The organism is Bifidobacterium boum, assembly GCF_000741535.1.
Classification (GTDB): domain Bacteria; phylum Actinomycetota; class Actinomycetes; order Actinomycetales; family Bifidobacteriaceae; genus Bifidobacterium; species Bifidobacterium boum.
The window spans coordinates 116833-139373 of sequence record NZ_JGYQ01000013.1 but is presented as its reverse complement, the minus strand read 5'-3'; the positions used below and the strand labels follow the sequence as shown (position 1 = coordinate 139373).

18 protein-coding genes, 1 other RNA gene and 1 pseudogene are annotated in these 22541 nt (G+C 59.1%); 15 read left to right on the top strand and 5 right to left on the bottom strand.

Annotated elements, in window-relative coordinates:
• Positions 1-71 precede the first annotated feature (71 nt).
• The 4 genes from dnaX to BBOU_RS04565 all read left to right on the top strand — a co-directional run bounded on the left by dnaX (position 72) and on the right by BBOU_RS04565 (position 4961).
• Complete coding sequence (dnaX, locus tag BBOU_RS04580; protein WP_026503487.1) at positions 72-2714, top strand: DNA polymerase III subunit gamma/tau; 2643 nt, start codon at positions 72-74, stop codon at positions 2712-2714.
• Positions 2715-2789: 75 nt separating this feature from the next.
• Positions 2790-3392: a recombination mediator RecR gene (gene recR, locus BBOU_RS04575; protein WP_026503488.1), complete on the top strand. Its 603-nt coding sequence runs from the start codon at positions 2790-2792 to the stop codon at positions 3390-3392.
• A 124-nt stretch (positions 3393-3516) separates the two neighbouring features.
• Entirely contained in the window at positions 3517-4287 is a 771-nt protein-coding gene (locus BBOU_RS04570; protein WP_026503489.1) for an aspartate kinase, read from the top strand.
• 107 nt (positions 4288-4394) lie between these two features.
• Positions 4395-4961, top strand: a complete 567-nt coding sequence (locus BBOU_RS04565) for an ACT domain-containing protein (RefSeq protein ID WP_026503490.1) — start codon at positions 4395-4397, stop codon at positions 4959-4961.
• A 488-nt stretch (positions 4962-5449) separates the two neighbouring features.
• Here the strand turns inward: BBOU_RS04565 and asd are convergent, their stop codons facing one another.
• Both asd and BBOU_RS04555 read right to left on the bottom strand, forming a co-directional pair.
• Positions 5450-6544, bottom strand: coding sequence for an aspartate-semialdehyde dehydrogenase (gene asd / locus BBOU_RS04560; protein WP_026503491.1), 1095 nt, complete (start codon positions 6542-6544; stop codon positions 5450-5452).
• Positions 6545-6740: 196 nt separating this feature from the next.
• A complete protein-coding gene (locus tag BBOU_RS04555) occupies positions 6741-7754 on the bottom strand; it encodes a ribose-phosphate diphosphokinase (protein ID WP_026503492.1) in 1014 nt (337 codons plus the stop codon).
• A gap of 244 nt (positions 7755-7998) precedes the next feature.
• On the opposite strand from BBOU_RS04555, the gene rpsF reads away from it, so the two are divergent.
• The 4 genes from rpsF to rplI all read left to right on the top strand — a co-directional run bounded on the left by rpsF (position 7999) and on the right by rplI (position 9772).
• The gene (gene rpsF, locus BBOU_RS04550; protein ID WP_026503493.1) at positions 7999-8292 is read left to right on the top strand and encodes a 30S ribosomal protein S6; all 294 of its coding nucleotides are present in this window, start codon (positions 7999-8001) and stop codon (positions 8290-8292) included.
• Positions 8293-8364: 72 nt separating this feature from the next.
• The gene (locus BBOU_RS04545; protein WP_026503494.1) at positions 8365-9006 is read left to right on the top strand and encodes a single-stranded DNA-binding protein; all 642 of its coding nucleotides are present in this window, start codon (positions 8365-8367) and stop codon (positions 9004-9006) included.
• 54 nt (positions 9007-9060) lie between these two features.
• Entirely contained in the window at positions 9061-9309 is a 249-nt protein-coding gene (gene rpsR / locus BBOU_RS04540) for a 30S ribosomal protein S18 (RefSeq protein WP_015449763.1), read from the top strand.
• 16 nt (positions 9310-9325) lie between these two features.
• Positions 9326-9772: a 50S ribosomal protein L9 gene (gene rplI / locus BBOU_RS04535; RefSeq protein WP_026503495.1), complete on the top strand. Its 447-nt coding sequence runs from the start codon at positions 9326-9328 to the stop codon at positions 9770-9772.
• A 1139-nt stretch (positions 9773-10911) separates the two neighbouring features.
• Here the strand turns inward: rplI and BBOU_RS04530 are convergent.
• From BBOU_RS04530 to istA, 3 genes are all read right to left on the bottom strand, one after another.
• Positions 10912-12474: an IS3 family transposase gene (locus BBOU_RS04530; RefSeq protein ID WP_035142631.1), complete on the bottom strand. Its 1563-nt coding sequence runs from the start codon at positions 12472-12474 to the stop codon at positions 10912-10914.
• A gap of 130 nt (positions 12475-12604) precedes the next feature.
• On the bottom strand, positions 12605-13396 hold the full coding sequence (gene istB, locus BBOU_RS04525; protein ID WP_033490754.1) for an IS21-like element helper ATPase IstB: 792 nt from the start codon (positions 13394-13396) through the stop codon (positions 12605-12607).
• Positions 13396-14844, bottom strand: a complete 1449-nt coding sequence (gene istA, locus BBOU_RS04520) for an IS21 family transposase (protein ID WP_026503559.1) — start codon at positions 14842-14844, stop codon at positions 13396-13398. Before istA ends, istB begins: the two co-directional genes overlap by 1 nt.
• 171 nt (positions 14845-15015) lie before the next feature.
• Between istA and BBOU_RS09575 the strand changes: the two are divergent.
• The 7 genes and pseudogenes from BBOU_RS09575 to BBOU_RS04500 all read left to right on the top strand — a co-directional run.
• Positions 15016-15144, top strand: a pseudogene (locus BBOU_RS09575) (transposase); the annotation flags it as partial.
• Positions 15092-15376 (top strand): transposase, encoded by a 285-nt coding sequence (locus BBOU_RS09570; protein ID WP_161788252.1) that lies wholly within the window; start codon positions 15092-15094, stop codon positions 15374-15376. The pseudogene BBOU_RS09575 and the gene BBOU_RS09570, both read left to right, overlap by 53 nt.
• Positions 15377-15392: 16 nt before the next feature.
• The gene (locus BBOU_RS04515) at positions 15393-16667 is read left to right on the top strand and encodes a helicase-related protein (protein ID WP_051616904.1); all 1275 of its coding nucleotides are present in this window, start codon (positions 15393-15395) and stop codon (positions 16665-16667) included.
• A 241-nt stretch (positions 16668-16908) separates the two neighbouring features.
• Entirely contained in the window at positions 16909-18756 is a 1848-nt protein-coding gene (locus BBOU_RS04510; protein WP_026503497.1) for a DUF262 domain-containing protein, read from the top strand.
• Between the two features lie 427 nt (positions 18757-19183).
• On the top strand, positions 19184-20599 hold the full coding sequence (locus tag BBOU_RS08875; protein ID WP_051616906.1) for a polysaccharide deacetylase family protein: 1416 nt from the start codon (positions 19184-19186) through the stop codon (positions 20597-20599).
• 81 nt (positions 20600-20680) lie between these two features.
• Positions 20681-20777: signal recognition particle sRNA small type (ffs, locus tag BBOU_RS09070), an RNA gene on the top strand.
• Between the two features lie 244 nt (positions 20778-21021).
• Positions 21022-22530: a phosphatase PAP2 family protein gene (locus BBOU_RS04500; protein WP_026503498.1), complete on the top strand. Its 1509-nt coding sequence runs from the start codon at positions 21022-21024 to the stop codon at positions 22528-22530.
• The last annotated feature ends 11 nt before the right edge of the window (positions 22531-22541 follow it).

Here is a 22541-nt window from a genome sequence, read left to right as displayed (position 1 = left end):
CGGTTGAAAGACCGGTAGCGCGTGCCACGTATGCTGGTAAGGCACGATTGCTGCTGATGAAGGAGTTGGACATGGCGTTGGCATTGTATCGACGGTACCGTCCCGATACGTTCGACGGGGTCATCGGACAAGACCAGGTGACCGTACCGCTCAGCCGTGCACTCGACCAAGGCCGACTCACCCACGCATACCTGTTCTCCGGTCCGCGAGGATGCGGCAAAACCAGTTCCGCACGCATCCTCGCCCGATGCGTGAACTGTGCGAAAGGCCCCACCTCGCATCCGTGCGGCGAATGCCCCAGCTGCAAAGACCTGGCCACCGGAGGCCCCGGCTCCATCGACGTCGTGGAAATCGACGCGGCAAGCCACAACGGCGTCGATGACGCGCGCGAACTACGCGAACGCGCCGGATTCGCCCCCGCACGCGACCGCTACAAAATCTTCATCCTCGACGAAGCGCACATGGTCACCCAACAGGGATTCAACGCACTGCTCAAAATCGTCGAAGAACCGCCGGAACACGTCATGTTCATCTTCGCGACCACGGAACCGGACAAAGTGATCGGCACCATCCGTTCACGCACCCACCACTACCCGTTCCGCCTGGTCCCGCCTGAGGTCATGGGGCCATACCTTGAACACATCTGCGACAAGGAGCAGATCAAACCCGAGCCCGGCGTCCTCAAACTCGCCATGCGCGCCGGCGGCGGCTCGGTGCGTGACACCCTCTCCGTACTCGACCAGCTCATGGTCGGCTCCGAACACGGTGTTATTTCACACGATTCCGCCGTAGCGCTACTCGGATTCACCCCGGACTCCCTGATCGGCGAGGCAATCGACGCCATCATCGACCGTGACGGCGAACAACTGTACGGTGTCATCCAGAAAGTCGTCGTCGGCGGTTTCGAACCCCGACGTTTCGTGGAAGACCTCCTGGCCCGCGTACGCGACCTCCTGGTACTCACCTTGGGCGGCGAACGTGCGGAAAGCGTGCTCAGCGATGATGCCGCCGTCGAAGACATCGATGACCTGCACCGGCAGTCGCAAGCCCTTGGCCTGCGCTCGCTGACGACAATCGCCGACACGATCAACGACACGCTCGGCACAATGTCCGGCGCCACGTCGCCGCGCATGCGGCTGGAATTGCTTGCCGCGCGCCTGCTCGCCAGCCGCGAGGAGAACGTTTTCGGCACACCCGGCGCGGCGTCGTCGGAACACAACGGCGCGGCACCGACACCGGCGGACCAGCCGGCCGCCCGCAGCGGATTCATCGATTCGACGCGTAACAAGCGCAACAAGCAGGTGTCGGCTGCGACACCACGTCATACGGCAGTCCCGGCAGCCGAACAGACGGCGCAGCACTCCACCCCATCCGACACCCCACAACAATCATCCACGGCGACCATGACGGCGAATGCAGCCGCACCGTCGCCGACAAGCCCGACAGCGGCGGTCAGCCAAACCCAAGAGTCGCGCAGTATCGAGGAACGCTGGCAGGATGTCCTCACCGCACTCCCCGCGGATGTCCGCGAATACGTGGGACGCGAGCAAGTGCCATCCGTGCGTTTGATCACCGGCCCGGCGGGGAAATCCAAACTGTTGATGACCTTCGCCCGTCCGATCGACCAGCATGCGTTCGCGCTCGCGGTATCCTCCGATGACGCCTACGACGGTAAGAAAGCGGCGATCGTCGTACAGGACGCGGTCAAACAAGTGTTCGGCGAGGGAACGCGGATTTCCCCGACACCGACCGCGGCGAACGGCGAAACCGTTGAATCCATCAGACGGATGTCGCCGGAGCAGGTCAGCCAGGTCAAACGCGAAATCGCGCTCGCACGGGCCAAACAGAGTGCGGCCACACTTGCCGCGGCGACCGTCGGAATGCACGGCGCCGCCGGCAAGGAAGCCAAAACCCCGGCACAGGCGGACGGCGGACCACATGATCAGGACGATCCGAGCCACCGAGGCCATGCCGGCGTTTCCGCGGCGGCGGTTTTCGCTCCGTTGACCGGCGGCCCGGCATCTCCGAGTCCCGCCTCGACGCCGCTGGCAGGACAGCTGGCATCATCTGATCAGACGTTCGACGAGGATGACCCGTGGATGCAACCGCTGCCCACACCGTCCCTGTCACAATCGCACGCCCCCGCCGCGGCGGCAGTCGGGCCGACAGTGTCTGCAGCACCCGAAACGCCAAGCCATCATGGCAAGCATGTGGCTGTCCCCGATATCAGCGACGGCGTCGACCCGTGGGCGGCATCATCCGTCCCCGCGGCATCATCCGACAGCACACCAAACGGGGCGGACGCCGGCGAGCCGACAGCCGACCGCACTCGCAGCGCCCGAGCAGTCTCGAACGTCGAGCATGTCGGCAACGTGTGGCAGACGATGCCGGATCAGCCACAAGCCGAGCCCCAGCCGTACGACGATTCGCAAAGCATGCCGGAACCCGTCGAACCGCAGGACGATCCGTGGGCGCAACAGCCCGGAGATATCAACGCCGCCGATCCGGCGGCGCAGCCCGACGCCCCTGCCGTATCGCCGGTCGCCCCCGAAGACGACGAGTATTCACTGAACGACGAATCGCTCGGTACAGCCACAGCGTTGAGTATTGATGAGCTCAAAGAACTCTTCGACGTGAAAACCGTCGAACAGTTCGCCCCCGACGACCCGAAGAACCCGAAGAACATCCAGCCGCCGAATCGTACAACGGCATGACCGGTCCCGGAACGCCTGATACCCTAGACACCGCAAGCCGGCAATCGCACCGCATGCAGAAAGGATAATGACGATATGGCTTTGGCCTACGACGGCGCCATCCAGCGTCTGATCGACGCGTTCGCCAAGCTTCCCGGCATCGGGCCCAAAGGCGCGCAGCGCATCGCCTTCTACCTGCTGTCCGCAAGCGAAGACGAGGCGCGCAACCTCGCCGACGCCATCATTGACGTGAAAGAACACGTGCGATTCTGCGACACGTGCGGCAATGTGTGTGAAACCAGCCCCTGCCCGATCTGCTCGGATCCGCGGCGTGACCAATCCATGATCTGCGTGGTTGAAGAGCCCAAGGACGTGATGAGCATCGAACGCACGCGCGAATACCACGGCCTGTACCATGTGCTCGGCGGTGCCATCAACCCGATGGCCAACGTCGGTCCGGCGGACCTCAACATCGCCAAACTGCTCGAACGCCTGCAAAACCCTGACATCAAAGAAATCATTCTCGCCCTCGACCCGAATATTGAAGGCGAAGCGACCACCAGCTATCTCAGCCGTCTGTTGGCACCGCTCGGCATCAGAGTCACCCGGCTCGCCAGCGGTCTGCCGGTCGGCAGCGACCTCGAATACGCGGACGAAATCACCCTCGGGCGTGCGCTCACCGGCAGACGTGAAGCCTGAGCTGCCGGCATGCCGTTCCGCATGCTGGTCACCCCACATCCGGCCGTATTGCGCGGCTCGTATAATCGTCACACTTGCGTATCATATAGACGCAGGATATTCCTTTAGAGAAGATTGGACAATCGTGGCTCTTATCGTGCAAAAGTACGGCGGCTCCTCGGTCGCCGATACTGACTCGATCAAGCGTGTTGCCAAGCGTATCATCGAGACGAAGAACGCGGGCAACGACGTTGCTGTAGTGGTTTCGGCTATGGGAGACACCACCGATGACCTCATCGATCAGGCGATGAGCATCGATTCGACCCCGCCGGCCCGTGAAATGGACATGCTCATGACCGCAGGCGAGCGTATTTCCATGAGCCTGCTGTCCATGGCGATCCATTCCGCCGGCTCGCACGCATACTCCTTCACCGGTTCCCAGGCTGGGTTCATGACGGATGCGCGGTTCGGTGCGGCGCATATCCGCGCCGTCAAGCCTGATCGTGTCCGTCACGCGCTCGAAAAAGGCAGTGTCGCGATTGTCGCCGGATTCCAAGGCATCAACGAGGATGGCGACGCCACTACGCTCGGCCGTGGCGGTTCCGACACTTCCGCCGTCGCGCTGGCTGTCGCGCTCGGCGCCGATGTATGTGAGATTTACACGGATGTTGACGGCGTGTTCACCGCCGACCCGCGTATCGTTCCGACCGCCCGCCGCATTCCCGTCATCGATTATGAGTCCATGCTGGAAATGTCATCCTGCGGTTCGAAGGTGCTTGCCTTGCGTTGTGTCGAATACGCGCAACGTTTCGGCATGCCGCTGCACGTGCGCAGCTCCTTCTCCCACCGCAACGGCACACTGATTTTGCCTGAGGGCATCAGCCCCGCATCGGTGCCGAACCTCACACGCGAGTAGCGAGAAACCCTGCCGAACGGTTCCGGGCTGATCGCTGGACGCAACTTCCGTACCCTTATCCCACCGACCGCAACATATACCGTACGTTGCACTGATTCGAGGAAACAATGAACGAGAACGATAACAAATCCATGGGTGACCTGTTCCCTGACCTTGGGCCTGAAACCCCGGTCATTTCCGGTGTCGCGCATGACCGTAGCGAGGCGCTTGTCACCGTGCGCCGCGTGCCGAACGAGCCGGGCATGGCGGCAAAGGTGTTCACCAAGCTCGCCGAAGTCGGCGTGAACGTGGATATGATCGTGCAGGCGAGCGCTTCCACCGGCACCGCGGATATTTCCTTCACCGTCCCGGAAACCGCTGTCAAGCATGTGCAGGATCTGCTGCAGAACAAGCATGATGAGCTGGGCTATCAGTCTTTCGACGTGAACACGAGCGTCGGCAAGGTCGCTGTGGTCGGCGTTGGTATGAAGACGCATGCCGGTCTGGCGGCGAAGTTCTTCAACGCGCTGAGTGACGCCGGTATCAACGTGTTGATGATTTCCACGTCCGAGATTCGTATTGCGGCGCTGGTCCCGCTTGATCAGCTTGATGACGCGGTGCGCGCACTGCATACGGCGTACGGTCTTGACGCCGACCAGGTGGAGGCTGTGGTGTACGGCGGCACCGGCCGCTGAACCGCTGGGCTGAGAGCTGCTGAGCCGCAAACTCGGTGATGTTCCTGCCTCGGGGCGGTAGGGCGTTAATGTGGCGAAAGCCCGTCGTCGGTTGTATGCCGGCGGCGGGCCTTTCCTGTTGTGACCTGGGTTTGTGGGTGGTTGTTGGGGATGGGCGTTGGGGATTGTCTGGTGTGTCTGGCGCGTCAGGTGTGTTCTGCTCGTCGTGTATGTCGTGGCATGCACGATTCAAACGAATGGGTCGCTGAACGGCAGAATGTCGTCGTATGTGTGGTGTCGTGTATGTCGTGGCATGCGTGATTGGGTGGTTTGACGTACCAATGCGGCGGGCGTTGCCGTATTTGGCGTATGGCGTATGTCTCGTCATGCGCAACTGGTCGAACGGACAGGCTACGGCAACAACAAACGGCGGTATCCGACCGCCCGCGCATGCCGTGACATACGCGGGTAGGCAGATACCGCCGTTATCGGTGTTTGCCGACGCTGTCTTATTTGGCTTCGATATAACCGAGCGCGTGGAGCATTTCGGCGCATTCGAGCGCGCCACCGGCCGCGCCGCGCAACGTGTTGTGCGCGAGGCCGACGAACTTCCAGTCGAAGATCGAATCCGGGCGCAAACGGCCGATGGAAATGCCCATACCGCCCTCATAGTCGACGTCCAGCTTCACCTGCGGGCGATCATCCTCGGTGAGGTACTGGATGAACTGCTTCGGCGCGTGCGGCAGGCCAAGCTTGGCGGCTTCGCTCGTGTAGTTGACGAGACGGTCGACCAGCTCCTCCTTGGACGGGTCCTTGCCGAAGTTGATGAACACGGTGGAGGTGTGGCCGTTGAGCACGGGCACGCGGATGCACTGCGAAGTGATGCGCAGCGGGCCTTCGAACGGTACGATTTGGCCGGTCGCGTCGTCCACATGGCCGAAAACCTTCAGCGGTTCCTTCTCGGACTTTGCTTCCTCGCCCGCGATGTACGGGATGATGTTGCCGACCATTTCCGGCCAGTCCTTGAAGGTCTTACCGGCGCCGGAAATCGCCTGATACGTGCTGACGATAACCTCATGCGGCTCGAATTCCTTCCACGCGGCCAGGGCCGGCGTGTACGCCTGGATCGAGCAGTTCGGCTTGACGGCGATGAAACCGCGCGTGGTGCCCAGACGCTTGCGCTGATACTTGATCACATCGAAATGCTGCGGGTTGATTTCCGGCACAACCATCGGCACGTCCGGCGTCCAGCGGTGGGCGCTGTTATTGGACACCACCGGGGTTTCGGTTTTCGCGTACCGTTCCTCGATCGCGCGAATCTCATCTTTCGGCATATTGACCGCGGAGAACAGGAAATCGACATCAGCGGAAACACTGTCGACATCCGCCACATCCTTGACGACCATGGACTTGACGAATTCGGGCATCGGGGTTTCCATCTTCCAACGCCCGCCGACGGCCTCTTCGTAGGTTTTTCCGGCGCTGTGCGCCGACGCCGCGAGGGTGACCAGCTCGAACCACGGGTGGTTTTCGAGCAGGGTGACGAAGCGTTGCCCGACCATGCCGGTTGCGCCGAGAATGCCGACCTTGATTTTCTGTGACATTATGGCCTTTCGATTGCAAGGGTAACTGCGCAGTACAATGCCCGAACCTTCGGTCGTGTACGTGTGCGAGCCATGCTAGCAGAACGTATACTCAGCGATTGTCCTGCTTTCATATCGTGGTCGGCTGCCGGCCGCCCGGCAGTAAGGCTCACGGCTCGCAGGCCGCGTCGTTGCGGTGCTGCGAGCCGGGTGGGTCTTACGCGTAGATATTACGTGGGCGCATATCGTCAGGCAGCCCGTTGAGCAGCGTGGTCACCGACCCGGATTCGAAGACGGACCGGATGCCGGCGGCCAGCAGCGGCGCGACCGACAGGACGGTCATATTGGGCAAGCGCTTGCTTTGCGGCACAGGGACAGTGTCCATGAGTACGATTTCGCGGGCGCCGCAATCCTTGAGCCGGTCGATGGCCGGTCCGGACAGCAGACCGTGTGTGGCGACCAGCGTGACGCTTTTCGCGCCGGCGCCGCGCAACGTGCGCACGGCCTCGCAAATCGTGCCCGCGGTGTCGATCATGTCGTCGACGACGATGCAATCGCGCCCCTCGACTTCGCCGATGATGCCATGCGCGACCGCATGGTTCGGGCGCGTGATGTCGCGGGTCTTGTGGATGAACGCGAGCGGCAGGCCGCCAAGTTTCGCCGCCCACTGTTCGGAAACCTTGATGCGTCCGGCGTCGGGGGAGACGACGGTCGCGTTTTCCATGGGCATGGAATTGCGCACGTAATCAAGTAATACCGGCATGGCGGTGAGATGGTCGACCGGGCCGTTGAAGAAGCCCTGCTCCTGGGAGGCATGCAGGTCGACGGTCATGATACGGTCGGCGCCCGCCGTGCGGAACAGGTCGAACATCAGGCGAGCGGTGATCGGTTCACGGCCCTGATGCTTTTTGTCTTGGCGTGAATAGCCCATGAACGGCGCCACCACGGTGATGGATTTCGCTGAAGCGCGTTTGAGCGCGTCGACCATGATGAGCTGCTCCATCAGCCACTTGTTGATCGGCTCGGTGTGTGACTGGATGACGAACACGTCGGCGCCGCGAACCGGTTCAGTGAATCGGATGTACATCTCACCGTTCGCGAAATCGTACGCCGTGGTCTCCAACAGGTGGGTTCCCAGGTACTCGGCGGTTTCCTGGGCTAGCTGCGGGTAGGCGCGTCCCGTGACCACTGCCAATCGCTTGTCCGGTTTGCCTTCGAGAATTGCCGACATCTTGCGCCTTCCCGACCCTATGGTCGATTGATGGGATGAAAACATCACCTAATATAACAAGGCTCGGGCATAAGCCGACGCGCGTGGTTTCGCGGTGGGCGGCAAATCAGGCGCGTCGCGGAACACGCATCGAAAGTCAGCCATCGGGAGTATGCTGGCAGGGTTGTCCGCAGCACCTGCGGACAGTCGCATACACACTCCTGCCGTGGAAGGTCCACGGCCTTTAGTCCGAAGGAGGTGGGTGATGTCTGCGCATAAGTACGAACTGATGTTCATTGCCGATCCTGAGCTGGATGAGCGCGGTCTGAAGAAGTTGACCGAGCAGTATCTGGAGATCGTCACCAAGGAGGGCGGTTCCGTCGACGGCACCGATTACTGGGGTCGCCGCAAGCTCGCCTATGAAATCCAGGGCAAGACCGAAGGCAACTACGTTGTCGTCAACTACACCGCTGAGCCGGCCACGAGCGACGAGCTCGACCGTCTGCTTAACCTCAGCGAGTCCGTTATCCGTACGAAGATCCTTCGCAAGGATAAGTAAGTCGTTCAGCATTGCTTGAGCAAGGCTCCGCAAGCCGCGAAAGCACATGCACACAGGTAAGAAGGTAGCGTCATGGCAGGCGAAACAACCATCACCATCATCGGTAATCTCACCGCCGACCCGGAACTGCGCACTATCGGCAGCGGGGCGACGGTCGCGAGTTTCACCATTGCTTCCACTCCGCGCTCCTACAACCGCAACACCGGTCAGTGGGAAGACGGACAGGCGCTGTTCATGCGCTGCTCGGCTTGGCGTGACATGGCCAACCATGTCGCCCAGTCGCTGACCAAAGGCATGCGTGTCATCGCGCAAGGCCGACTCCAGCAGCGTTCCTACCAGGCGCAGGACGGCTCCAACCGTACCGTCGTCGAATTGCAGGTCGATGAGATCGGCCCGTCCTTGAGGTACGCCACCGCGCAGGTGACCCGTCAAGGCTCAGGTTCCGGATTCGCCGGCAATCGCGGCGGCTTCGCGGGCAATCAAGGCAACGGTGGCAATGCGGGATTCGCCGGCAATAGTGGCTACCAGGGTGGCGCAGGCTACCAAGGTGGCTATGCCGGTGGTGCTTCCGCCGCTCCTGCCGTCCAGCAGGCGCCTGCCGCCCCTGCAGCCGACCCGTGGGGCACGTCAAGCTCCAGCCAAGCGGGATCAAGCTTCGGATCCTTCGGATCGAGCGACGAGTTCGGCAACGATTCCGAAGAACCCGAGTTCTGACGCCGAGCTTTGCTTCCAGCAATCAATCAAGTTTTGTCATAAGGAGAACATCAGATGTCACGTAAGAGGCCGCAACCGCCGGTCAAGCCGTTCAAGAAGAAGCCGAATCCACTCAAGGCCGCCAAGATCACCGAGATCGATTACAAGGACGTCGCGCTGCTGCGCAAGTTCGTGTCCGATCGCGGCAAGATTCGTTCCCGCCGTATCACCGGCGTGACCGTCCAGGAACAGCGCGAGATCGCGAAGGCCGTGAAGAACGCCCGCGAGATGGCTCTGCTGCCGTACGCCACCACCGGTCGCTGAACAGGAGGATATCGACATGGCTGAAACCAAGATCATTCTCACCCAGACCGTGGCCAACCTGGGCCACGCCGGTGACGTTGTCGAGGTGCGTCCGGGTTACGCCCGCAACTACCTCTTCCCGCAGGGTCTCGCGTTCAAGTGGACCAAGGGTGCCGCCGCTCAGATCGAAGCGATGAAGCGCGCCCGCCAGGCCAAGGCCCTCGCCACCCGCGAGGACGCTGTCGCCGCCAAGGCCGCCATTGAAGGCACGGTCGTCGAGATCGCCGCCAAGGTGTCCGAGTCCGGTAAGCTCTTCGGCGCCGTGTCCGCTGACGCGATCGCCTCCGCCCTTTCCGACAAGGCTCCGATCAGCCCGAAGTCCATCAAGGTTGAGACCATCAAGACCACCGGCGAATTCCCCGCCACCGTGGCCCTGCACCCGGAAATCTCCGCTTCCTTCACCGTCAAGGTCGTCGCGGAGTAACCGATTCCAGACTCCGGCCGTGCCGCCGATCATGGCGAATGGCATGGTCAAGTTAGTCTGAGCTTAAGCATGCGAAAGCCCCCGAACCCGGGGGCTTTCGTGTTTCCTCGTCCATGTGTCGGCGTCAGTGCCGAATGCTGTCGGGTGCCGTCTTGCGCCACAGGTTGCGATAACGCAGGTGGGGATGGGAGTCCGGCCAGTTGCGGCGTGTCAGACGACAATGTCCGAATGCGATACGGGAGTTTACGGCGATGGGCCGTGCCCGGCGCTGATCTCCCACGGAATCGTGGAAGAACTCGGCAGAATTCGTGATTCGGGGGTATGCCCCCCACGCCGGGGCCGGGAGTTTGTCACATTCCTGGGCCTTTGCGAAAAATCTCCCAACAGGAACGTTGGAATCTCACGGTTCTCGAAATCGGCCCCGAAGCCTCTTGTCGGGAGTTTATCTGCGGAATGCCGTTTTCCCGCCAAACTCCCGCAAATGTGTGGGAATCCACCGACCGGATTGTTGATTTAGGTTGAAATCAATATACCGAAAACAATACAATTCAGCGGTAGCCTTGCCGCCGGAGAATTTGGAGGGTACAAATCCGATTCAGGGGGGCATTTGAGACAGGAGGGTGCAAATGCATCACAAGAAAGGCTGAATTTTATAGTCACATAGCCCTGTATTAGGGCCGGTGATCCGTTTTTTTGTTTGAAAAATATAATTTTGCTGAGGTGTCATCGTGAGGAGAAAAGACCGGAAGATTATTGATTTAAAGGCAATTACCAAGATTATCCGGAAATGCGATGTATGCAGGCTGCTCTGGGTTGTGTTCCAGAAGTTGGTATATGAGGCCCTGTTCCCTGCGGGGTGTTGAAGGGGGTCGCCGCCTAGTATCGCCATTGATGGATGAGTGAAATTGATGGCGGGAAGGATCAGACGATGACCGTAAGGCATACGTTAGCATCATTGGACGATGAAGAGGCGCGGAGGCCGACGAGGTGTGCGGCGCGGCGTACATGGACACGCGGGGAGGGGCGTGTGAAAGGTAGTACCGCGAGCGTGGCGTGGACACGCCCCTGGGCACGTTTGTATTTTGTCAAGTTGATTTGTACGGTGGGGACTGCGGTGGGAATCTTGGACCGAATCCATCCTATGCTACCAGGCCCAAATCCCTGCGATACTGCATGGGGCTCCTATAATCCAGGTCGCTCTTTATCCTGACATCCCTGTACCATCTGAGGTAGGCGTCGAGCATCCCCATGAACTCCTCGATCGTGACCCCGGCCCAGTCGCAGCCGTAGAAGAATTCTATCTTCAACCTTCCGAAGAAGCCCTCGCACCTCGCGTTATCGGGACTGCATCCCTTCCTCGACATCGATCTGACCAGGCCGTTCTCATCGCATATCCTTATCCATCCCGGCCAGCGGTAATGGCAGCCGCGGTCCGAGTGGATCTTGGGATGGTCGCCCTCGCCGAGCCACTTGCACGCGCCGAGCAGCGACGAGTTGGCCATCTCGGCGTCGGGCGACGTGGAGATCGACCAGCTCAGCGGCATGCCGTCGAAGCAGTCCACGATGGGCGAGAGGTACACCTTGCCGGCGGGGATGCGGAACTCGGTCACGTCGGTGATCCACAGCTCGTTGGGCTCGCCGGCATGGAAGTGGTGCCTGCCCCGCTCGTCGCGCAGCAGGTTCTCGGGCGCCTCGGTTATCTCGCCCTCGTAGGAGCTGTAGCGCCGCCTCTTCTTGGCGGAGCGGGCGGCCAGCCCCTCGTCCCTCATGATGTCGCGAACGGTCCACTCGCCGACGTCGACCATGGCGGTGATGCGCCTGTAGCCGTATGTGCCGCCGCTGGCCTTAAACGCCTCGATGACCGCCTTCCGCGCTGCGGCGCGCTCTTCGGTCTCGCCTTCGGCCTGGGCGTTCCTGGCGTACTCGTAGCTGCTCTTGGCCATGCCCACCACGGGCAGAATCTCGCAGAGCTTGTATTCAGCCCTCAGCGCCGTCACCATCGCCGCCTTCTCCTCGTTCGTCAGCAGCTCTGGGTCGGCGCCCTGGTCTTTTTTTACTATCTCGAGGGTCGCCTGGCGCACGTCCAGCTCGAGCTGCACCCGCCTGAGCTGCATCTTCGCCTCGCGCAGCATGTCTCGCAACACCTCGATGTCGTCTGGCAGGTCGTCGTATTCCTTGCTCACGGGAACGCCTTTCTCTTCGATGTCCCCGACATTATCGCCCATTATCTCCCTTCGCCAGACGTAGGGCGTCGTCCTCGACACGCCGTGCTTCTCGGCGACCTCCGTAGCGGGCCCCGTCCTCGCCTCCAGCTCGGCGATGACCTGCACCTTCTTCTCGACGGAGACGGGTTCTCGCCTTGGGTCGGGCCCCCTGTACTTGCGCTGGCCGGGGGCGAGCTCGTCGATCCAATCGCAGAGGTACTCCCTGCTGGCGGGATAGCCCATCGTGCGCATGGTCCTGGCGAGGCTCTTTCCGTGCGCGAGGTAGTAGTCCACGGCAGCCTGCCTCATCTCCAAGGTGAACTTGGGATCCCGTTGCCGCTTCGGGGGCCTGATCTCCCCGTGCTCCAGATAGTCCTTGTACCAGGCTTTGAGCGACTGCCTTGTCGGGTAGCCGAGCTCGGCAACGGTGTCTGCCGCGCTCAGGTCGAACTTGATGTAGGTCTCGATTGCCAGCTTGCGCTGCTCTGTACTGTACATGCGGTCCTCCGTGTAACCTTTTCTTGGTCCAGGATCACCACCGCAGTCCCGTGTCGTCACTTTTTCTGGACAGTTTCGTCGTCCATTCTGGACGGTTTGGGCTGTCCGGTTTCCTATTGGTGTTGTTTGGTTATTTCATTAGTGAGTGGGTGTTCCTGTAAGATTCGCCGTGGAACCTGACGATGCGCCCGTGGTGGACGATGCGGTCGATGACCGCGGCGGCCATGTCGCCGTCGCCGAACACGTCGCCCCACCTGCTGAATTCCAGGTTCGAGGTGAACACCACGCTCCTGGTCTCGTAGCTGTCAGCTATGACCTGGAACAGGAGGCGCGCGCCTTCGATGTCGATGGGCAGGTAGCCCAGTTCGTCGATGATCAGCAGTTCTGCCTTGCCGATTGTCTTGAGCTCGGTGTCGAGGCGATTGTCGTGTTTGGCCTTGCGCAGGCGCATGACCAGGGACGAGGCCGTGAAGAACCTGACCGGTATCATGCGCCTGCAGGCCAGTTCCCCGATCGCGATGGCCAGGTGCGTCTTGCCGCATCCGACGTCGCCGTAGAGCACGAGGTCCTCGGCCCTGTCCACGAACTGGAGGCTGGCGAGCTGTTCGCGTCCCCAGTCGGCGGGGAACGAGGCCATGCTCCAGTCGTATCCGTCGAGTGTCTTGGATTGCGGGAAGCCAGCCTGCCGGAGCAGGCGGGCGCGTTTGGATTCGGCCCTGCTGGCGTTCTCCATCTCGAACAGGCCGGCGAGGAAGCCGAGCTGCCCGGGGGTGGCATCGTCGCATGCCCGGCGGAGCACGTCCCGTGTCAGCGGCAGCGTCCGGGCGAGTTCCATGACCTGCCCGGGCGTGGCCTTCGGCGATCGCCGCCTGCCGGTGGGCGCCGTCGTGGCGGGAACATCGGTCGTGGTGGTGTCGGTCATCATTCCTCCATGTATTTGTCGTATCTGGTCAGGTCCTGGCCGCCGGGCGTGTCATCGCCTTGCAGGATGCGTGCCGCGGTGGTCTCGATGGTCGCCCGGTCGACAGTGCGCCCGGCCTTGATGATCGCGGCGACGGCGCCGGCCGCGGCCGGGAAGCCGTACGTCTCGCTAGCGTGCCGGATGTCCGAGATCAGTGAGGAGCGTTCCGGCGCGTCCATGCGGTCGAGCAAGTCGCGCACGGGTCCGGGGAAATCCCCACGGATCGGGCTCTCGCCCCATGACCGGGGCTTGCGCGCGATGACGGCAAGCAGGGCCGCGGGGTCGGCCTGCGTGTCGGGCGAGCGTCCCCATACACGTTCCAGGGTGGTGATGCGCCCGCCGTCGGGGTCGCGCAACTCGATCTGGAAGACCCTCACCCCGGCCTGCAGGCGCATGGAATGCCATTTCGGGCCGGCGAGGTACCGGTTCGAGTCGATCAGCACGGTCCCGGTGCGGTCTGCCTTCACCGAACGCCACTCGACCGGGTCGAACGCGGCGGACGGCAACGGGAGCATATGCTCCTTCTCCGATTCGAACAGGCCGGCGACGGGCACGCCGAGCCGGTAATGGTCGGCCTGCGCGAGCCGTTCGCACGCGTCGAACCACGCGCGCGTCAACGCTTGGTAACCCTCCGCCGACGGGACCGGCACCATCAAGTTACGGCGCACGAACCCGACCGCGTTCTCCACACTGCCCTTCTCGTTGCCCGAGTACGGGTTGCAGAACCTCGCCTCGAACCCGTACTGCGCGCAGAACCGCTGGAACATCACGGTCTGCGTGACCGTGCCGTCCGCGTTGCGGTGCCCCACGCCCGTGGCGTTGTCGAACACCACCACGCGCGGCGCCATCCCGACACGCGCGAACACCTCGCCCAGCCCGTGGCACACACACCCCGACGTCTCACCCGGCAACGCCGCGACATACCGCATGTTCGAATACGGGTACGAGACCACCAGGAAATGAACCACACGCTCCACGCCCGCGATCGACGCGCGCGCTTGGCCGAAATCCACCTGCGCGGTCCCCGGCGCCCACGCGAGCCGCGCATACCCCTCCGACTCCGCGCGATGCCGCTCCCGCCACCGCTTGACCCAACGCTGCACCGACGGATACGAACCCTCGAACCCGTGCTCGTCGCGCAATCGCTGCCACACACGCATGGCGGTATGCCGCTGCTTGCGCGGGAGCCTGAGATCGGCGGTCAACCATCCCTCGACGATCTCGGCGTACCCCGAATCGATCAGCGTCCGGCCAGCCCTGCCGGCCGGACGAGGGGAGAAATCCTCCCTCGAGGCGTACTTCACCACCGTCGTCCGGGACACATGCAGCTCACGCGCGATCCGCGCGTGGCTCATGCCCTGTCCCTCCAACTGCCTGATACGCTGTTGCATAAGCATCGATGTCGTCAATCCCTTCCTCCCGGGAACCTCGAAAACGGTTATCAGCACCCGGGAATCTATCAGGAAACCGGACGGCATCGATGCCCTATTCCGCAACCGACCACACCGTCCAAAATGAACGCCACGACTGTTCAGAAATAGTGACGAAACCGTCCACATCTAAGTGAACACAAACACACGTTGACGGTGCATGTGCCCAAGCTCCGTGAGGGGTATTACAGTCCCGAGGGAATCATCGGCAAGGGACGGCGCGTGGATGCCGCCGTCGCCGCGGCGGTGGTGGAGATGTGGGTGCAGGGCGTGTCCACCAGGCGGGTCGAGTGGGTCTCCCGCGGCCGCGGCCGCCGCGATCGCGGGAGACGACGACGGCAGGAAGCGCGTGGTCGGGTTCGACGTGTTCGACACCGAAAGTTACGCGGGCTGGAAGTCGTTCCTCTCGTCTCTGCGCGCTCGCGGCATGGACGGGGTGCGGCTGGTCGTCTCCGACGACCATTGCGGGCTGCGCAAGGCGTCGCCGAGGAGTTCCAGGGCACCTCGATGAACTTCCGGAAGAGGCGATGCGCCAGACCATTGCTTATTTTAACGGTAAGACGAAAGCAGTTGAAGCCGCACGTGATCTGGCTGAGCATCTTGAAGAACTGGAAGATCCTGAGTTAACAACTTTGTCCAAGGACATCGCAAACGAGGTTCATGGAGACTATTACCTTGCCAGAATCATCAAAAAGGGAATCGCTTATCATATTGGTTATCTGCCTGCGGCAATCCGTATGAGAATTGAGGATATGTTCCGCAAGGGTAAGATTACAACTATGTTCTGTACCAGCACGTTTTTGGAGGGCGTGAACCTACCTGCAGATAATCTGTTCATCACGGATAACAGGATTTTCAGAAGCCAGATGAATCCCGTTGACTTCCGAAATCTGATAGGGCGAGTTGGATGGGTCGAATATAACCTTTACGGGAATGTTATATTCGTTTTGTCAGAAGATGATAAGCTCCCTGAAACAAAGTATGTGGAGACGTTTCAGGAGCCGGTTCCGGAGCAGACCCTTTCCATTGACGCGGGACCTAAGACGCTGACTAATCCGGAGCGGAAATACATCGTAAAGGCACTCAAAGAGGGCAATATCGAGCTTGTTAAGCGTAATGATCAACAGTCAGAAGAATCCTACATTATGATGCGGAAGCTCGGACTGATTCTTCTTCAAGATATTATGAACGACAATAACAGTCTTGTGCGGCAGTCTTTTCCAGACCTTATCAGTAAGGATGATGCCGCACTTATCAAGGAGAAGTTTAAAGATTCGTTTGCCTTGCCGGATGACGATATCAACATCTCTGCGGATCAGACGCGAAACCCCATTATTGCTATTAGGCAGGGGCTCGAATATCCCAAGATGAAGGATGATAAGTTTCGTTATGATGATGTAATCGTCTTTCTTGAAAGACTTTGCACTATCTTCAAATGGGAGGAGTATGAGTATTCGACTCTCGGCAAGGTCACAAAAGGCCAACACATGAAATTGAGATGGTATGCCGTTATTCTCATACAGTGGATGTCGGGACAGGGATTGAGCAATATCCTGAAACAGGATATCTGGCATCATGTGCATTATCCGGACAATTTCTGGATCAACAAGACAAAGACCACAGTTTATAAGGACAACATAGAATTCCGCAATATTCTGTTTGCAGATACACTGGAGGTTATTGACAACTTATCCTTTTCAGCATGTCGAATTATTTTCTGCGGTTCTCCAACGAATACAAGAAAATTCGTAGAGTTAAGGAGTTCGATAATAACTGGTATGAATATGTCGAGTATGGAATGACGAATCCGGCGACAATCCTACTTCAGCGCATAGGTTTTACCGGAGAGAATTCGATTTACATAAGGAGTCATAGAGATCAATACGTCTTGCTGGAAAGTGAATCGAAGTTACTTCTCAGCAGAGATTTGCTTAATTGCAGCAACCAGAATGTCAGTGATCAGGCAAACACGGTCTTGCTGAACATGCCGGGGATGTTCGAACCGGAAAAAGAAGACTGAGAAGCAGGAAAGGATAGGAAAATATGATAAAGCAGGTAGCGCACCCTACAGTTTCAGAGATATTCTCGATAAACAATAACATTGTATATCGGATACCGAAGTACCAGAGAGAATATACATGGGGAATCAATGACTGGAACGCACTATTTAACGATGTAACCGAGAACGATTCCGGCTATTTTCTCGGCTCTTATATCTGTGTCAATAGCGGTTCCATCAATGGAACGACGCTCGAAGTGATTGACGGGCAGCAGCGGTTCACCACCTTGATGTTGCTGCTTACTGCTTTATATGAAAAGCTGTCTGCTCTCAAGAATCAGATGGATGAGGACGAACGGACAGATCTCGTGAATCTCCGCAGCGAGATTGCCAATAAAAAGCAGACCTACGCACCTGATGGGATGAAAAAGACAGAGTATTTACAAAGGCTTATCCTACAGAAGCAAAACTTGAATGATGAGGATTTCTCATACATTCTTGCCGATAAGGGTATCACTACTGGACAGAAGTCTTACCCGCGGAATTTTGGTAATCGGCGTATATCAAAGGCCTATAAGCATTTTGGAAAACTGATAGAGGAAGAAATCGCTGATATTGAAGGTGAAAATCCAAATATCAATGATATCGGAGCCTTGTTCAGCATTGTTCGCAAATTCGAGAATGCAATCATGGTGGGGATTGAGGTCGATACCAATAAGGATGCCTATATGCTGTTTGAATCCCTCAATCATCGTGGCGTTCCGCTTTCTGCACTCGACCTCATAAAGAACACCTTAATCGCACAGGCAGAGAAGGAATCAGATGCGGATGAAAGTTATGAAGTGTGGAAGCAGATTCTTGCCAATGTCGGCCAGGACGACTATTCGGTTCAGGAGCGTTTCTTCCGCCAGTATTACAACGCCTTCAGAGAAGAACTGAATGCGCCATATCAGAGCCCGGATAAGAAATATTACCTTGGTTATCTGGCAACAAGGACGACCTTGCTTGATATTTATGAAAAGATGATCAAGAGCAATTATAAAACGCTTCTTTCCGATCTACTGTCAAAATCGAAATACTATGCCTTGATTACGAATAACAGCGAGGAGGGTCATGTGTACAGTGCAGCACTCGCCGACCTCGAAAGAATAGCGGGCGCGCCGTCATATATTCTGTTGCTTTATGTAATGTCTAATCAGGACGCTCTCGTACTGACAGATGAGAATTTGAATGCGATCGTAAAGACGCTTATTACATTCTTTGTTCGCCGTAATGTAACAGATGTCCCGAACACCCGTAAACTGACACAGCTATTCATCGATATTATTGCAGAGATTAAGACACTTCAGGGCGAGACTGCCGTTGAGGCTATTCATGACAAGCTGGTTTCCGTTTCTGCGCCGGACGATGCTTTTGAAAGTAAGCTGCGTGGTTCGATTTATGATGAAAATCCAGAAGCGACAAGATTCTTGTTATGTAGCATTGAGGCACAGCACCAGACTAAGGAAATTTATTCTGATCTCTGGGCTCGGGATAACAGGAAGAAGTACATATGGACTATAGAACATATCTTCCCGGAAGGCGAGAACATCCCGGATGCGTGGGTAAAAATGATCGCAGGTGGGGACAAGGAAAAAGCGAAGCAGTATCTTTCCGATTATACACATACTCTCGGAAACCTTACTATCACAGGCTATAACCAGAATCTGTCTAACATGTCCTTTGATCAGAAAAAAGACCGCAAGTCGAAAGATAAGACAAAGGATATGGGATATAGGAATGGGCTGTTCCTGAACCAGACGGTCGTAAATGAAGATATTTGGACTGTCAAGAAAATAGAGGACAGGACCGATATGCTTGTTAAAACGCTGATGGATATGTACAAGTGGTAAACCTTTCATCGTTTCCACACTTTTAGCGATAGCCATACATTTCAGCGACAGCAATTATTCTCACAGGAAGGAGGGTGCAAAATGGCGATGGCGGCAGCGGTTCAATCAGCGTTCCGGGCATCTTCCCGGCTTCGGGCGAGGGCATTTCGTGTGTCCAGAAATGCGAAAACGCCTTTATTCCAAGCCTTTTTACGCTCTTCCCTCGTGAGAGTCATAGATGGGCGTTGTATCAAAGACGGTACTCCGAAAGATCCTTCGTGCGGAACCGGTGGCATCATCCATCATGGACTTGTCGTGACACTGACCTGTCATGACGCGACCCGTCACCGCCCCATGGGATAATGGCATACATCGCGTACGCGATGCGACGATGATGCGGCGGGTTGGGATTGTCATACGGCGTGAATCCGCACGGAAGGGGAAAGCCATGGTGCTTCAGCACGATACCTCACATGTTTCAGCGACTGCGGCAACCCGTAAGCCGCATACGCCGAGACAAGGCGTCAGATTGGCAATCGCTGCGGCGCTCGTTGTAGCGTTGTCCTCGAGCGTATTCCTGCTCGCCGGTCTGGCCGCGTACGCGTGGTATCGCCGCGCACTGGCGGACTGTGTGGAATGGGGCAATACGTACAGGCTGATGGATGAGCATGTAGCAGCGTTATCCAATCAGGCCACTGTGATCGCAAATCGCGTCTCCCAGACCAAAGATGTGGACCGCAAATCGCTGGACAAGCTCGATGCCACCGCAGCGCAGGCGTCAGCGCAACGTCGGCAGGCCACGGCATCGGTGCAGACGGTCGGCGATGTCCCGTCGGCATGCCGGGCGAAACAGTCGCCGCTTGCACTTCGATCGCATGTCGACGCCTATCGTGATGCGGCTCTGGCACTCAAACCGTGGGTGGGGCGACTGCGCAAGGCTGAGCATCCGGTGGCCGTGCGCGTGCTGGCGCAAGACAGTCAGACGCTGAATGAAACAGCCGGCAGGATCCGTGCAGCATTGCCGGGCGTGCGCGAACTGGCTCGGGAAACCACAGGATTGCATGACCATCGCGTTTCCCGCGAGCTGCATAAGGCTATCGAGGCCGCCCAATCCGTGACGGATAAGCCGAATCAGGCGTCGTACGGAACGCTGCTCGATACGGAACGACAGCTGTTCGCGCGTGCTGATGCGGCGGTGCACGCCCGGAATATTGAGCGGGGGATTGATTGTGGACGTACAGCGTGCGTGGCGCTCACCTTTGATGACGGCCCGCGCGCCGGCACAAGCCAGCAGGTCACAGCGGCATTGCGGCGGGCAGGAGATCAGGCCACATTCTTCGCGATAGGCGGGGCGGTCAACGATGCCACGCAGACGATGCTGCGCAACGATACGCGGTACGGCATGCCGGTGGGCAGCCACACGATGTCCCACATGGATTTGCCGATGATTATGAGTTCAGGAGCTGAGCATCGGGAATTCGACGAGGCATCGGCACGTATCGCTCAGGCAAGCGGACGACCGGTCACCCTGCTGCGTCCCCCTCATGGTGTCGCGGATGAGGCAAGCCGGCAGTATCTTGCCGACCATCTTGGCGTGGGAATTGCCTTGTATGATGTCGATTCCTATGATTGGGCGGTTGGAGCGACCGCGAGGTCGGTCCAGTGGAAGGTCACCGCCCAAGTACGGTCGGGTTCGATCATACTCATGCATGACATTCACAGCCATACGGCTGCGGCCTTACCGCATATCCTTGATGCCTTGCGGGCGAAAGGCTACAGGACGGTCACGATTACGGAATTGATTGACCGCTATCCACGTCCGGGATACGTGTACTACTCGCGGGACAACATCATTCCTTGGTAATCGGGTAGGGGGCCGTGGCGACATGGGGTGAACTGTTGCGCGCAGCTGATTCGTGTTGTCCCCGCCATTGGTGTATACTCGCATACGCCTCCGCATGGCGTTACGTCACCCAACTCCCCCAGGGCAGGAATGCAGCAAGGGTAAGTGGCCTCTGACGGGTGTGCGGAGGTTTTCTTTTACCATCCGCGGCATAGGGGCCGGGATTGTCGTGAAGATTGTGGTGTGGAACGAATCCTTCTAACGACGCTCATGGGGTCTCAGCATCGCAGAAACAAGAGGAGCCGGCGTTTGGACAACGGTTCGTGGCTGGTGTGACAGAACCGCCGTATCGGTATTCTCGTCTGCTTTCATGTGCCGCGCTTGTGAACAATCACCGGGATGGCAGACGGTGTGCACGATGGCGGCAGGTATAGTCGGTGACTATGGATGAGAATGAACAAGAGCCGTTGGTGTCGCAGGCAGGCCAAACCGAACAAGCCGGATGGATGCCGCAACCCGGCCAGACCTCGCCGGCTGGTCAGGCGCAGGACGCGCCGGCAATGGTAACGGCCGGATCCCCGGTGCCGCCACCTGCCCCACGCTCTCCGGAACAACCCACGGAATCGCAGGAGGGCGCGGCGCCGGATGTGCATGGTGCCGCCGTACCGATTCCCCCGGCCCGGACTCCGGCTCCGCAATCTTCAACCCAGCCGCCGGCCGCGTCACACTCCGCAGCCCCGCAGCCCGCCGTGCCGCAGCCTGTCGCTGCAGATTCACCGGCTCCAACCTTGGCCACGTCATCGGTCCCGGTGTTCACGCCGGTTCCCGACCATCAAGACGTCCAGTGGCAGCCCCGGCCATCCTTGACGTTCACGCCGTTCGAACCGCAGACAGAGGACGCACCGGGTTTTGACGGCCCGCTGCCGGCATCATCGCGGGTGTCCACGACTTCGACGGATGCCCCGCAGGCGAATCCGTCCGGACCTGTCGCCGACGACTTGTCGGTAGACAACATGGATCAGGGCCTCGCCCAGCCTGACCCGTTGGCGATTCATCCACGCCTGTCAAGCACGATCCTGTGCATCGTATTCGGCCTGATGCTGCTCGCCGCCTCCGCCGGTGTGTGGTGGCTTGGCGTGCGGACCGCCAACGGGCAGAATTTTGATGACGAAGTGTGGACGCTGCTGGACGGCTCACTGCCTTCATGGTTGCGTGCGATGGTCCATATGTTGACCGCGTCAAGCACGATTATCATCATCAGCGTGGCGCTCGCCGTCGTAGGCGTGGCGGTTGCCGCGATACGGCGACGCTGGTGGATGCTCGGGCAACTGGTCGTGTTTACGGCTCTGTGTTACGGCTCTGAGCTGCTCAAAGGCGTGTTGCCGCGACCATACTTGCAAAATATTGATTCTTCGCCCAATAACACCGCGCCTTCGGGGCATACGATTCTTGCTGCGGCGGCCGCTGTTGTTTTGATGTGTGCGGTGCCGCGCGCATGGCGTGCCGTGTGCGCACTGGTGGGGTCGGCGTACGCTTTGCTTACCGCACTGTCGCTGGTGGCGGCCAAATGGCATCGTCCTACGGATGTGGTGATGAGCTTGTTGATTGTCGGCGGTTGGGCGCTGCTTATGCTGGCGTTCACGCGTACGACCGGCATGGATGAAATCGGTACGCGTACGGCGTCGGCGAGTATCCAGATTGTGGGCAGCGTTATGATCACCGGCGGTATCATGATCGCCCTGTATGGCGGATACCTGCTATGGCAGATCGCGCCCGGACTGTCGCTGCGGGCACAGTGGACGCAGGCGGGGGCGTGCGCGGCGACGGTGATGCTGGTTTCCGCAGCGTCTTTGCTGGTGTTCGGTCTGGTGCTCGCGCTTCGACAATTGACCGCATCCCCGTTGACGAAACTCGGCTTGGTCGGCGCTCCGCCGGCCCCGCCATCCAAGTAACACGGCACACC

Coding starts and splice junctions, on each gene's coding strand:
- dnaX (WP_026503487.1), top strand. CDS start 72: ATGGCGTTGGCATTGTATCGACGGTACCGTCCCGATACGTTCGACGGG.
- recR (WP_026503488.1), top strand. CDS start 2,790: ATGGCTTTGGCCTACGACGGCGCCATCCAGCGTCTGATCGACGCGTTC.
- BBOU_RS04565 (WP_026503490.1), top strand. CDS start 4,395: ATGAACGAGAACGATAACAAATCCATGGGTGACCTGTTCCCTGACCTT.
- asd (WP_026503491.1), bottom strand. CDS start 6,544: ATGTCACAGAAAATCAAGGTCGGCATTCTCGGCGCAACCGGCATGGTC.
- BBOU_RS04555 (WP_026503492.1), bottom strand. CDS start 7,754: ATGTCGGCAATTCTCGAAGGCAAACCGGACAAGCGATTGGCAGTGGTC.
- rpsF (WP_026503493.1), top strand. CDS start 7,999: ATGTCTGCGCATAAGTACGAACTGATGTTCATTGCCGATCCTGAGCTG.
- BBOU_RS04545 (WP_026503494.1), top strand. CDS start 8,365: ATGGCAGGCGAAACAACCATCACCATCATCGGTAATCTCACCGCCGAC.
- rpsR (WP_015449763.1), top strand. CDS start 9,061: ATGTCACGTAAGAGGCCGCAACCGCCGGTCAAGCCGTTCAAGAAGAAG.
- rplI (WP_026503495.1), top strand. CDS start 9,326: ATGGCTGAAACCAAGATCATTCTCACCCAGACCGTGGCCAACCTGGGC.
- BBOU_RS04530 (WP_035142631.1), bottom strand. CDS start 12,474: ATGTACAGTACAGAGCAGCGCAAGCTGGCAATCGAGACCTACATCAAG.
- istB (WP_033490754.1), bottom strand. CDS start 13,396: ATGACCGACACCACCACGACCGATGTTCCCGCCACGACGGCGCCCACC.
- BBOU_RS09570 (WP_161788252.1), top strand. CDS start 15,092: ATGCCGCCGTCGCCGCGGCGGTGGTGGAGATGTGGGTGCAGGGCGTGT.
- BBOU_RS04515 (WP_051616904.1), top strand. CDS start 15,393: ATGCGCCAGACCATTGCTTATTTTAACGGTAAGACGAAAGCAGTTGAA.
- BBOU_RS04510 (WP_026503497.1), top strand. CDS start 16,909: ATGATAAAGCAGGTAGCGCACCCTACAGTTTCAGAGATATTCTCGATA.
- BBOU_RS08875 (WP_051616906.1), top strand. CDS start 19,184: ATGGTGCTTCAGCACGATACCTCACATGTTTCAGCGACTGCGGCAACC.
- BBOU_RS04500 (WP_026503498.1), top strand. CDS start 21,022: ATGGATGAGAATGAACAAGAGCCGTTGGTGTCGCAGGCAGGCCAAACC.